Raw genomic sequence first — 12,940 nt, 5'->3', positions numbered from 1 at the left:
GGCGAGGTCCGGACCGCCTGACGCGGCATGGCACTCGGTCATAATTGGCTGAGATCGCTAGGGAGGAGCGCCGTGACCGACACCCCACGCGAGGGCGGATACCGGCCGGGCTACGAGGTGGCGGCCGAGCAGGTGCTGGAGCTCATCGCCAGGCAGGGCCTGCGCCCGGGCGACCGCATGCCGACCGAGAACGACCTGGCGCAGCGGCTGGGCACCAGCCGCACCGTCGTCCGCGAGGCGGTAAAGATCCTCTCCGCGCTCGGCCGGGTGCGCGCCCAGAAGGGCCGCGGCCTGTACGTGGCCGACGACGAGGGAATGCTCGGCGCCGGGCGGCTGGCATCGCTGTTCCTCCCCACCGACCTCGACCACGTCTACATGCTGTTCGAGTTCCGGCGGGCGCAGGAGATGGAGACCAGCCGGCTGGCCGCCCACCGCGCCACCCCGGCGGAGCTGCGGGCCATCGAGGAGGCGGCCGAGGTGTGCCGCCACGGGTTCGAGACCGGACGCGTGGATGTGTTCAACGAGGGCGACGATGCCTTCCACGCCGCCATCGCCACCTCCTCGCACAACGTGTTCCTGCAGATCGCGGTGGGGGAGGCCCGCCGGCTCCAGGCCCAGTCCGCCATCATCGGGCTGCGCGGCTCCGTGGGCGGGCACGCGGCCAAGGCCGTCGAGGAACACGGCGCCATCTACCGGGCCATCCGCGCCGGCGATCCCGAAGCGGCGGCCCGCGCCGCGGCGGCCCACATCGACAACACGCTGGAGGACTATCGCAGGGAGATCCAGCAGCTCCTGTTCTCCTCGGCCGACGGTCACCACCCGGCCGCCCGCACCAGCGGTCCGGCTCCGCAGTGACTCCGGTCCGTCCGCGGGCCCGCCGGCGCGGATCATCGGCAGGCCCGCGGCACGGGAGCTGAGCCGGCCCGTCGTGGCCGGTGGTCGCCACGACGGGCCGTCCGTGTCAGGTCAGGTGCGGGTCCACTTCTGGTTGGTCCCGCCGTTGCAGGTCCACAGGATCACCGTGGTGCCGTTGGCGGTGCCGGCGCTGTTGGCGTCCAGGCACAGCCCGGACTGGACGTTGGTCACGCTGCCGTCGGCGTTGAGGTTCCACTGCTGGCTGGTCGCTCCGTTGCAGTCGCCGATGACCGCCCGGGTTCCGGCCGAGGTCCCGCCGTTCTCGGCGCTCAGGCACTTGGTGCCGTACACCTGGAGCTGCTTGGCGGAGGTGAGGGGCCACTGCTGGTTGGCGCCGCCGTTGCAGTCCCACAGCGCCACCTGGGTGCCGTTGGTCTGCGACTGGTTCGGCACGTCGATGCAACGGCCGGAGGCCTGTCCGCGCAGCAGGTTGCCGTTTCCGGTGCCGCCGCCCTGGCCGGGGGTGATGGTGAGGTTGTCGAACTGGGCGGTCTCGGTGGTGCTGGTGCCGATGCCGACCTGGCCGGCGCCCCAGGTGCCGTCGGTGACCGAGCCCACCTGGGCGCCGTCGATGCCGGCGGTGATGGTGCCGCCCGAGAAGCCGAGCGTCAGGGTGTGCCAGCGGCCGGTGCCGAGGGAGGCGACGGTCCCGCTGCGCAGCGTGGTCATCTGGTTGTCGATGTTGTTGCGCAGGATCTGCCAGGTGCCGGTGTCGCTGACGCGCAGGTAGTAGGCGTTCAACCCCTCGGGGCCGAAGGAGTGCTGGCCGCCGGCCCTGCCGATCACCTCGGCGTAGCCGCTCTGCTCCAGCAGCACGTCGGTGGAGACGGTGTAGTTGGCCCAGCCGAGGTCGCCCAGCAGGGCGTAGGGGTGGGAGCCGCCGGTCCACAGGATCGGCTGGCGGGGGGCCATCTGGCGCACGCACTGCCCGGTGCGCCCGCCGCCGCAGCCGGTGATCTCGAAGGAGCCCTGCATGTCCTGCAGGTACTTCGCCTCGCGGCCGGTGGCGTAGGAGTCGAAGGTGTCGGAGTAGGGCAGGGCCAGCGAGCCGCGGGCGGGGCTGGTGGCGGTGCCCTTGCCCTGGCCGGTCGTGGTGGTGATCGTGTACACGTAACCGGGCTGCACGGTCAGCGAGAACGCGCCGCCCGAGGGCGTGAGGTCGGTGGTGTGGACGAAGTGGTCGGAGGCGTTGCCGGAGTTCAGGTTGGTCGCCCACACGTGCACCTGGCCGGTGGACAGGCCTCCGGTGACGTTGAAGTTCAGCGTCTGGGCGGCGGTGGCGTCCATGGTCTCGATGATCGTGCTGTAGTCGGAGTTGTTGGTCGACTTCAGCGAGACGTAGCTGCCGTTGTTGCGGTTGCCGCCGATGTAGCCGGTGGAGGAGTCGAGGTACTTCCACCCCGGCGTGGTGAACTGGGTGGTCTGCGCCATCACCCAGGCGTTCTTGCCGATCGCGTAGTACCCCGACCACGGCTGGGGAGCCACCGCCACGCCCATCGTGGAGAAGGGCAGGTTCGGCGGGATCGCGGCGATGACCGGCCAGTTGATGTAGGCGGTCATCTTCCCGTCGATGTAGTCCCGGTTGATGCCCCGCGCCAGCGCCTTGGCGCCGTCGTTGTAGTCATCGGAGCCGTTCTCGCTGGCCCACAGCACCTTGCCGGAGTTGATGGCGGTGGTGGAACTGGGGCAGTTCTGCTGGGCGCCGCGGTAGCCGCACACATAATGGCCGCCGAACACGTCGACGGCGTTGCGGAAGGCGGTGTTGTTCGCCGCGTCGTTGGCCACGTCGAAGCCCCAGTCGTCCGAGGCGATGATCTTGACGTTGCCGAAGCCGTAGGAGTCCAGCGCGCTGTTCAGGTTGACGTACCAGTTCAGGTTGCGGCCCTTCTCGTTCCAGCCGCCGAGGTAGTCGATGGTCAGCCCGTGGCTGTTCTTGGCGCAGCCGAGCCAGTCGACCAGGTAGTTGATGGTGTCCTGGGACCAGAAGTTGCCGTTGCCGAGCCAGCCGGGGGCGCCCCACGAGAGGCCGACCAGCTTGATGTTGGGGTTGCGGGCCTTGGCCTGCTCCATCAGCCACCACTCGTAGCCGCGGTTGCAGTTCAGGTCGCCGGAGGTGTGCCGGTGGCTCGGCTCCGCGCCGTCGGTGGAGTTGGTGTCGCCGCCGATCTCGACCTTAAGGATCTGCATCGCCGCGCCGTACCCGGGCTTGAACAGGTAGTCCAGGATCTGGCTGCGCTGGGGCTCGGGGTAGTCGATGAGCAGGCGGCTGTTGCCGCCGCCGCCGCTGATGGCGCCGACGCCGTCGAAGGTGCGGCCGCCGGAACCACCGTTGATCGTGATCCCGACCGCCGCCTGGGCGGCCGAGGCGCCTATCAGGGACATCATCGCGATGGTCAGCAGCGCGACCGCGACTCTCACGGCGACGCGCACCGTGCTTTCTCTTCGCCGGCTCATGGGGGGTCCTTTCGGTGAGAGGCGAAATCGATGTGACGAGACGCCGGCCGGACCGGCGTGACCAGGGGCGGCCGCGGCCTTGAGGGACGGGCCGCCAGGGGATCCGCCGGCGGCCTCCGAGGCAGTGTTAGCGCTAACAATCTTGTACGTGTCCTTGCGGACTCGATGTGATGGCATGCGAGGTCGAAGAAAACCGCTCGGCGCCATCGGCGTTGCCACGCTTCCTGCGCCTGCTCCGAGAGATCCTCTCGGAGACATAGGTACTAATTACCGGCCCAAGGTGACGGTCCGTCAAGACGCAAGTTTCAGACTTAGCACATCGGGCTCCGCGTGCCGTGCGGCCTCTCCAGGTCCCCGCCTCGCCGTCGCGCCTCCGGGAACCCGTCCGCCGCCTCCGGCCCCATATGGCGTCCACGCCGCCATATGCCCTGCTCAACGTCGGCGGTTCCCCTCGGGGCGCCGTCGGTCGCGCGGGCGGTCGTCACGCGAGCGCGTCGCGGCGGCGGTGAGGAATCGCCCTCGCCTCTGCCGGTCGGCCGAAATGTAAGTTTCACCCTCAATGCCTGCGATACCGAGGCGTACGCGTGTGTCATCGGTATTGACGTAGGACGTCATACGAGTTACGTTCCTGCGCGGATGGTGATCAACAGGACATTCAGGACGTATACCGGCGGTCGCACCGGGTGACCCATTTCGACGTTGACCGTCGTGCAGCCATCCCTCTCCCCGTGCCGAAAGAAGGGAACACACGTGCGTTCGTCGCTCATGTCGCACAGGCGAACATCGGTCGCGGCATCCGCCGCCCTGCTGATCACGATGGGATCACTCATTGCACCGGTCGCCGTGCAGGCCGAGGCGGCCAGGGCGGGCCACACGATCGTGGTCGCCCCCGCCGGAGCCGAGAACGCCGACGACAAGGGTCCGGGCAGTGCCGGCCGGCCGTTGGCGACCCTCGCGGAAGCACAGAGACGCGCGCGCGAGGCGGCGGCCGAGGGGAAGCGCGACGTCACCGTCGAACTCCTCGACGGCACCTACCGGCTGACCTCGCCGCTGCGGTTCGACGCCGCCGACTCCGGCCGCGCCGGGCACACCGTGACCTGGAAGGCCGCGCGTGGAGCCAAGCCCGTACTGAGCGGCGCCAAGCCCGTCACCGGCTGGGAACCCGACGATGCCGCCACGGGCGTCTACAAGGCCCAGGTCGGCAGCGGATTCGACAGCCGGCAGCTCTACGTCGACGGCGTTCTCGCACAGCGGGCGCGGATCAAGATCGCGCGCAGCGACATCACGCTCAACGCGACCGGTTTCACCGTCGACAACCCCGCCCTGGGCTACCTGGCCACGCTGCCCGACCAGAAGCGCGTCGAACTCCAGGCGATGCTGTCCTTCACCAACCGGTTCGCGCCGGTGCAGAGCATCTCGGGTTCCACGGTGGTCATGCAGCAGCCCGCGTGGGACAACAACACCTACGGCTACGACACCATCCAGTCGCCGCTCCGCACGCCGACGTTCTTCCTGCTGAACTCCAAGAGGTTCCTCGACGAGCCCGGCGAGTGGTACCTGGACACCACCGCCGGGACGCTGTACTACAAGCCGCTCCCCGGACAGGACCTCTCGCGTGCGCGCGTGGAGCTGCCGCGGCTGGAGTCGCTGCTCCAGGTGGGCGGCACCTACGACCAGCCGGCACGCGACCTGCGGTTCGAGGGCCTGACCTTCACCGGCACCACGTGGCTGCACCCGAGTTCGCCCGACGGGTACGCCAACCAGCAGACCGGCGTGTTCATCTCCGGTGTCCAGCCCGACCGTCCGGCCGACGCCTTCACCTCCTGCGCGTTCGGCTGCAAGGGATTCGAGGGCTCGCGCAACGGCTGGGCGCAGTCGTCCGCGGCGGTGCAGGTGTCGGCGGCGCAGGGCGTCCGGTTCACCGGTGACACCTTCGTGAACCTCGGCTCGCTCGCGCTCGGCATCGGCAACGACGCCAACGCCCACGCCTCCGGTGTCGGGCTGGGCGCGCACGACATCGCGGTCGAGGGCAGCACGTTCACCGCGAGCGCCGGCGGCGGCATCATGGTCGGCGGCGTACGGCCCGACGCCCACCACCCCTCCGACCCCCGCATGGTCAACAGCGACATCCGGCTCAGCGACAACCGCGTCTACGCGACCGCCCGCGAGTACCTGGACCAGGACGCGATCTTCGCCAGCTATGTCACGCGTCTGACCATCGAGCACAACTACGTCTCCGACATGCCCTACACCGGCATCGGGCTCGGTTACGGCTGGGGCGCCAACGACCCCGGGGGCAGCCCCGAGTACCTCAACCGCGGGCTCTACGACTTCCAGCCGGTCTACGACACGCCGACGACCTCCAGCGACGTCCGGGTCGTGGGCAACCACGTGCGCAACGTCGTCCAGACGATGTTCGACGCCGGCTGCATCTACACGCTCTCGGCGATGCCGCGCAGCACCATCGACGAGAACTTCTGCGAGAACAGCGGGCAGCTCGGGCTGTACTTCGACGAGGGTTCCCGGTACCTGAGCGCGAGCCACAACGTCTTCGTCAACACCGCCGCGCAGTGGGCGCACGCCAACAACCAGAACGGCAACCACACCGGCGACTTCACGCTCGTCGGCAACTACACGACCAACCCGGCCATCACCGGGATCGTCAACGGGAGCCGCGGGAACCTCACCCGTGACAACGTCACCATCTCCGCCGGCAACCCGCCGATCGAGGCCGGCCGGGTGATCTACAACGCCGGCCCCAGGGGCCCGTACCGCGGGTCCCCGGACCCGCAGCGGCCTCCGCTCGGCGCCTATCTCACGGTCGACCCCGCCAACGTGAGCGCCGGCGAGACCGCCACGCTCACCGCCACGGTGGCGAACGTGAGTGAGGGCCGCGCCGACAAGCTGAGCGCCTCGGTCACCGTCCCCGAGGGCTGGCAGGCCGAATCGGCCGGCAAGCCGGCGAAGCCCGGGCTCGCTCCCGGAGCCTCGGTCACCGCGACCTGGAAGATCACGGCGCCCGCGTCGTTCGCGGCGCCGGTCAGCCGCGCGCCGGTCGCGGTGTCGGTGAGGTTCCGGGCCGGCAAGACCGACTACGAACTGAAGCGGTCGGCGACGGTGACCGCGCTCAACCCGCTGACCTCCCTCAAGGGGCACGGCTCGGTGCCGAGCCGGTTCGCCGAGGCCGCGGGCGCGTACGCCATCCTGACCTCCGGGACCGACATCTGGCAGGACGGCGGCGGCTCCTTCGACGAGTACGGCGCCCTCTACCAGGACGACGCGGTCGCGGGAACCGCCACCGTGACCGCGCGGGTCACCCAGATGGACAACACCAACGCCTGGGCCAAGGCGGGTGTGGTGATCCGCAACGACCTCACCGCCGCCGCGTCGTCGCCCGGATACGCCGCCCTGGTCGTCACCCCCGGCAACGGAGTCGCCTTCCAGTGGGACGCCAACGGCAACGGGTACCTCGACTCCTTCGCCGGAGCCTCGGGGGTCAAGGCGCCGGCCTGGGTCCGTCTCGTCCGCGGCGCCGACGGGGTCAGCGGCTACTACTCCACCAACGGCACCGACTGGACCAAGGTGGGGCCGACCGTCACCCTGCCCGGCATCGCCGAGACGCAGGACGCCGGACTGATCGCCACCTCGCACGCCGCCGGCGTGACGGGGCAGTTCGGCTTCAGTGACTTCAGCGTGACCCGGTAGGGACGACGCGGTGTGGGTGCGCCGCCACAGCGGCGCACCCACACCGTCGTCAGGGTGCCGCCGTCCTCACGGGCTGGTGCAGGTGAGGGTCGGCGTCGACGGGCTGCCGCCGCCGGTGAAGCCGAACGTCGTCGAGGCGGACGCCCCGAGCGAGCCGTTGTAGGAGGCGTTCTTCACCGTCACGGCGGAGCCGCTGGTGCTCAGCGTGCCGCTCCAGAGCTGGGTGATGCTCTGCCCGCTCGCCAGGGTCCACTTGACGGTCCAGCCGTTGATCGCCGAGCTGCCGGCCGTCACCGTGACCTCGCCCTGGAAGCCGCCCGACCAGGAGTTGGTGGTGCGGTAGACCGCGCTGCAGGCGCCGCCGGGAGTCGGCGTGGGCGTGGGCGTCGGGGTGGGAGTGGGGGTCGGCGTGGGAGTGGGGGTGGGAGTCGGGGTCGGCGTGGGGGTGGGCGTGGGCGTGGGCGTCGGAGTGGGGCTCGGGCCGCCGGAGCCGGTGAACTGCCACCAGTTCACGTTGAACAGGGTGCCGCTGCCGCCGGTGTACCTGAAGTACAGGTCGTGGGTTCCCGTCGCGCCGTTGACCGAGCAGGAGACGGTCGTCCACGCCTGCCAGCCGCCGGTGCCCGGGACGGAGCACGTCCCCACCAGCGTGCCGCTGGTGCCGTCCAGGCGCAGCTCGATCTTGCCGCCGCCGGCGCCCGAGGCGACCCTGGCGTTGAAGGTGGTCGCGCCGCTGCCGAAGGCCACGCCCTTGACCTTGACGTAGTCGCCGTTCTCGATCCAGCCGACGTTCATGCCGCCCTCGCTGGCGGCCTCGGTCTCCACGCCGGACTCCCAGGCGATCGTCTCGGCCTCCTGCCGGACGTAGGGGTCGAGCGTGCCCACCTGGGGAGCGCCGGTCGTGGTCATGTTGATCGTGGGAATGGTGCCGTCGGATCGGTAGCTGAACTTCTCCACGGCGACCGAACGGGTGTAACCGCCGCCTCCCGGCAGCGCGCCGTTGTGGTAGAAGAAGTACGAATTGCCCTTGTAGTCGATGACGCCGGGGTGGTTGGTGAAGCTGCCGCCCTGCGTCGGCATGATCGTTCCCCGGTAGGTCCACGGGCCGGTCGGGCTGGTGGCCGTGGAGTAGGCGATGAACTCCGAGCAGCATTTGGCCGCGAACACGATGTAGTACAGGCCGTCGCGCTTGTAGACCCACGGCCCCTCTTCGAACAGGGTCGGCCGGTTGGCGTCCCCGCTGCGGCTGCCGAAGCCGGCGGTGGTGAGCTGGATCTGCGACACGCCGCCCGAGTAGGAGATCATGTCGGTGTTCAGCTTCACGTACGACAGGTGCGGGTTGCCCCAGTACAGATAGGCCTGGCCGTTGTCGTCGATGAACACCGTGGGGTCGATCTCACCGTTCTCCACCAGCGGGCGGCCGATGGCGTCCTTGAACGGCCCGGTGGGACTGTCGGAGACCGCCACTCCGATGGCCATCCGGCCGGTCGACCGGTTGGTCGTCGGGACGTACCAGTAGAACTTGCCGTTGCGGTAGATCGTCTGGCCGGCCCACGCGTCCGACTTCGCCCAGCTGAAGGTGGCCACGCTGAGCGGCGAACCGTGGTCGGTCCAGTTGACCATGTCGGTGGTCGACCACACCCGCCAGTCCTTCATGGTGAAGTACGTCGAGCCGTCCTCGTCGTGCCCGGTGTACAGGTACAGCCGGCCGTTGTACTCCAGCGGAGCCGGGTCCGCGGTGTAGACGGTCTGGACGATGGGGTTGTCCGCCCGGGCCGCGGCGGCCGGGAGCAAGGTCATCATGCACAGCAGGGCCGCGAGCCAGGCGGCTGCGCGCCTGAACCCCGCTCTGGCGGGCTGTGGAATCGCTGGTCTCACGTTCACTCCTGAGGTGGTGAATTCTCCCTCTGCGCCCCGTCGTCCCGGGGAGCGGCCCTCTGGTGGGCGCCGGGCCCCGCACGTCTCCGAAGACGGGATCCGATGCCTGTTAGCGCTAACATCGGTGCCTCATGGTGCTCGTGCTCACGTGAGACGTCGGCGGCCCGCCTCGTCCGGCGATCACGATCGGCCCGGCGCCTGTTACCGCTAACACCAACCGCGTCGAGGCCGGGGTCGTGATTGGTGGTGTGCGGCGGAGCAAATACGACGCGGCCCGGCCCCGTCAAGGCGGTGCCGGGCCGCCGGGCGCTCCGCGCCCGCGTCTACCTGGGCCAAGCCGGCTTACCCGCCCGGCCTCCGCCGTGAATATTTCAGCGGTCCCGTCCGGAGCGCGAGTCGCTCCGGACGGGACCGCCCCGGGCGGGGCCGGAGGATGTCAGGCGCGGGCCCAGCGCTGGTTGGCGCCGCCGTTGCAGTCCCAGATGACGATCTTGGTGCCGTTGGCCGTGGCGTTGTCGGCCGCGGTCAGGCACTTGTTCGCGCCGACGGCGGTGATGGTGCCGTCGGAGTTGAACCGCCACTTCTGGTTGTTCTGCCCGTTGCAGTCCCAGATGATCACGCCGGTGCCGTTGGCCGTGCCCGCGCCGTTCACGTCCAGGCACTTGTTGCCGTAGACCCGCAGCTCACTAGCGCTCGTGGAGCTCCACTGCTGGTTGGTCTGGCCGTTGCAGTCCCAGATGATGACGCCGGTGCCGTTCGCGGTGCCGGCGTTGTTGACATCCAGGCACCGTCCCGACGCCGTGCCCTTGATCGAGCCGCCCGCCGGCAGGGTGGGCGTGGGGGTCGGGCTGGGCGGGGTGCCGCCGCCGGACACGATGTACATGGCGGCTCCGTGGGCGGGCACCGAGGCGCTGATCGTCCCTGCGGAGGAGCCGGTGGTGTGCGCCCACAGGTCGCGCACCGAGTAGGAGGAGCCGGAGCCGAGCCCGAGGGCGGTGGCGGTGGTGGAGACGGTCGCGGTGCTGGTGCCGCGGTTGAGCAGGACGGTCGCGACCGAGCCGTTGGACATGGGCTTGCGCCACACCTCCAGGTTCCCGTTATCGCTGATCTTGGTGCCCTGCCTGCCGCCCCAGTCCTGGTTCACCGCGATGACCTCGGTGTTGGTCAGGGTCGTGCGAGTGTCGGAGCTCATCGAGCGGATGTCGTTGCCGGCGATGAGCGGGGCGTTCAGCAGCGCCCACAGGCTGAAGTGCGCCCGGCCCTCGGTGGCGGTCAGCGAGCCGACGCCGACCTCCAGCATGTCGGGGTCGTTCCAGCCGCCGGGCCCCGAGTAGGCGTCCAGCCCGACCTGCTGGTCCAGCAGACCGGTGATGGAGTTCCAGTTGGCCTGGATGTCGCCGGTGGTCCGCCAGGAGTTGCCCGTCGCCATTCCCCAGGTCCAGACGCTCTCCTGGCCCCAGTTGCACAGGCTGTACAGGATGGACCGGCCGGTGGCGGCCAGCGCGTCACGCATGGCGGTGTAGCGCTGCTGGCCGTTCTTGCCCTGGTGGTCGCCGCAGTTGTCGTACTTCAGGTAGTCGATGCCCCACGAGGCCCACAGGTTGGCGTCGCGGCGCTCGTTGCCCAGAGCGGCCGGGTACCCGGCGCACGTGGTGGTGCCGGCCGAGGAGTAGATGCCGAGCTTCAGCCCCTTGCCGTGCACGTAGTCGGCCAGGGCCTTGATGCCGCTGGGGAACTTCTGCGGATCGGCCACCAGGTCACCGCTTGAGTTGCGGCTCTTGGTCGACCAGCAGTCGTCGATGTTGACGTACTTGTAGCCCGCCGCCGCCATGCCGCTGGACACCATGATGTCGGCCGTCTGCCGGATGAGCGTCTCGTTGACGTTGCAGCCGAAGCTGTTCCAGTCGTTCCATCCCATCTGGGGGGTACGGGCCAGCCCGTTCTCCAGCGCGGCGACCGGCGACGTCGCGCCGCCGACCGCGACCAGGGACCCGGCGGCCAGTGACGCCGCCAGCGCCCATTTCAGAATCCTGCGCATCTGATTCCTCCGTGATAAGCCGATGATCGTGGTCGTTGCCGTTCTCGTCCCAGAGGCCCGCGCGATGGGGCGGCCGTCGTCACCACGGCCGGTGGGACGACGGCGCCCATGCGCGGCGGCCGGTCGCGGCGAGGGTGGCGGACGGGGTGTTAGCGGTAACATTCACTGGACGGGGCCGGCCCCTCGCTCGTGGACAGGTGATGCGGCGGAGCAAATACGATGTGCTGAGCTGCGTCAAGCGCCGGCCCGGGTGATCGTCGGCGCCGCGCGGGACTCCGGCCGCTCCTTGCTGGGCCGGATCACATCGTCCGCGAGCGCCTTGTGCTGAAAGTTTCATCGTGATGTTGCACCGATGCGCCACTTGTTTGAGCTCGGGGGACGCGGAGGGGATCGCCGGAGCGCCCCACCCCCTGTGGCAGGTGTTATCGCTTGCGCCACGAGGTGAAGGGAACCCTTGCAAACATAATACGTATGGTCTTATATTTCGACCCGATGAACAGCTCGTCAACATGACCGTCCAGACAGGGACACTCCTATGGTCGATAGCACAAAGGCGGGACGTACGCGCCGATGGATGGGCATCGCCGGTGCCGGGTCCATCGCCATCGCACTGACGGTGGCCGGCTGCGGAGGCGGCGGCGGCGCCTCCTCCGGGTCCAACGGGGCTCCGAAGGCCGCGCAAGATGACAAGGCCCCCATCACGGTGTGGGTGGACGCCGACCGGTCGAGCGCGGTGGACGCCTTCAAGAAGGCCAACCCCGACGCGAAGCTGAACGTGGTCACCTACGACGGCTCGGCGAACGGCTCCAACTCCTTCCGGACCAAGATCCAGCTGTTCGACCAGGCGGGCAGCGGCTGGCCGGACGTGGTCTTCTCGTCGCAGAACAACGACGCGGCGTGGGCGAGCCAGAAGACCAACGGCAAGCAGGCGTACGCGGCCGTGCTCAGTGACGGGCTGGTTCCGCAGAGCACGCTCGACAACTTCACCAAGGGCTCGCTGAACCCATGCACCGTCGAGGGCAAGGTCTACTGCCTCCGCAACGACCTCGCCCAGGTGGTGCTCTGGTACAACAAGAGCCTGTTCGACAAGTTCGGCTACTCCGTCCCCACGACGTGGGAGGAGTACCAGGCGATCGGTGAGAAGGTCGCCCAGGAGCACGCCGGCTACATCGTCGGGACCGTCGGAGACGCCTTCGCCCCAGAGATCTACATGTGGAGCGGCAAGTGCCAGGCGAACGGCGTCACCGGTCCCAAGGAGGTGACGGTCAGCACCGGCACCAATGAGTGCAAGCGGGTCGCCGCGATGCTCGACACGCTGGTCAAGAACGGCACCACCCCCAACATCAGCGTCTTCACCCCAGAGTTCGTGAAGAAGTACGCCGACAAGGTGCTCATGATGCCGGGCCCGGCCTGGTACGCGGGCGCCATCTTCAACAACCCGCAGTCCCTCAACGTCCCCAAGGGGCAGCTCGGCGTCGCCGCGCCGCTGGCATGGAAGGGCGAGGAGGCCGTGACCGGCAACGTCGGCGGCGGCACCTGGTTCGTCAGCAGCCACTCCAAGAACCTCAAGGCGGCCGAGAAGTTCGTCGAGTTCGTCACGACGGCGGACGACTACCAGGTGAACCTCGCTCCCGGCTTCCCGGCCTACGCTCCGGCCGCGGACAAGTGGATCAAGAAGCAGGAGTCGAGCGGCTACTACGCCGGCGACCTGCAGGCGCTGGTCAAGGCCGGCTCGGAGATCTGGACCGGATGGGGTTCGGGGATCTTCAGCCAGGAGGCGATCTGGGCCAAGACGGTCACTCCCGCGATCGCCGGCGGCAAGAGCCTGGTCGACCTGCTTCCCGAATGGGAGACCGCCATCAAGAACCAAGCCCAGGTCAATGGTTACACGGTCAAGTGAGATGACGACGGCGGGCGAAGCCGCCCCGCCGGTGGTGAACGCGCACAGGC

The 12,940-nt window shown here is 69.1% G+C and carries 6 protein-coding genes; 3 read left to right on the top strand and 3 right to left on the bottom strand.

What is annotated here, in order from left to right:
- Positions 1–72 precede the first annotated feature (72 nt).
- Positions 73–855 (top strand): FadR/GntR family transcriptional regulator, encoded by a 783-nt coding sequence (locus ABZT47_RS03905; protein WP_354835881.1) that lies wholly within the window; start codon positions 73–75, stop codon positions 853–855.
- Between the two features lie 111 nt (positions 856–966).
- On the opposite strand, the gene ABZT47_RS03900 is transcribed toward ABZT47_RS03905, so the two are convergent.
- Complete coding sequence (locus tag ABZT47_RS03900) at positions 967–3,369, bottom strand: ricin-type beta-trefoil lectin domain protein (protein WP_354835879.1); 2,403 nt, start codon at positions 3,367–3,369, stop codon at positions 967–969.
- 816 nt (positions 3,370–4,185) lie between these two features.
- Between ABZT47_RS03900 and ABZT47_RS03895 the strand changes: the two genes are divergently transcribed.
- A complete protein-coding gene (locus ABZT47_RS03895) occupies positions 4,186–7,074 on the top strand; it encodes an NEW3 domain-containing protein (protein ID WP_354835877.1) in 2,889 nt (962 codons plus the stop codon).
- 66 nt (positions 7,075–7,140) lie between these two features.
- Here the strand turns inward: ABZT47_RS03895 and ABZT47_RS03890 are convergent, their stop codons facing one another.
- Positions 7,141–8,952, bottom strand: coding sequence for a family 43 glycosylhydrolase (locus ABZT47_RS03890; RefSeq protein ID WP_354835875.1), 1,812 nt, complete (start codon positions 8,950–8,952; stop codon positions 7,141–7,143).
- Between the two features lie 436 nt (positions 8,953–9,388).
- Positions 9,389–10,990, bottom strand: a complete 1,602-nt coding sequence (locus ABZT47_RS03885) for a ricin-type beta-trefoil lectin domain protein (protein ID WP_354835873.1) — start codon at positions 10,988–10,990, stop codon at positions 9,389–9,391.
- 535 nt (positions 10,991–11,525) lie between these two features.
- Here ABZT47_RS03885 and ABZT47_RS03880 point away from each other — a divergent pair.
- Entirely contained in the window at positions 11,526–12,890 is a 1,365-nt protein-coding gene (locus ABZT47_RS03880) for an extracellular solute-binding protein (protein WP_354835871.1), read from the top strand.
- Positions 12,891–12,940: the final 50 nt, after the last annotated feature.

Origin of the sequence: Sphaerisporangium sp. NPDC005289, from assembly GCF_040607455.1 — a bacterium.
GTDB lineage: Bacteria > Actinomycetota > Actinomycetes > Streptosporangiales > Streptosporangiaceae > Sphaerisporangium > Sphaerisporangium rhizosphaerae.
Note: the sequence above shows the minus strand (reverse complement) of the source record. Positions and strands in the feature narration are given on the sequence as shown.

What these genes read in the sequence shown, in the direction of transcription:
- ABZT47_RS03900 (WP_354835879.1), bottom strand. Translation starts at nt 3,369, where the DNA reads ATGAGCCGGCGAAGAGAAAGCACGGTGCGCGTCGCCGTGAGAGTCGCG.
- ABZT47_RS03895 (WP_354835877.1), top strand. Translation starts at nt 4,186, where the DNA reads ATGGGATCACTCATTGCACCGGTCGCCGTGCAGGCCGAGGCGGCCAGG.
- ABZT47_RS03885 (WP_354835873.1), bottom strand. Translation starts at nt 10,990, where the DNA reads ATGCGCAGGATTCTGAAATGGGCGCTGGCGGCGTCACTGGCCGCCGGG.
- ABZT47_RS03880 (WP_354835871.1), top strand. Translation starts at nt 11,526, where the DNA reads ATGGTCGATAGCACAAAGGCGGGACGTACGCGCCGATGGATGGGCATC.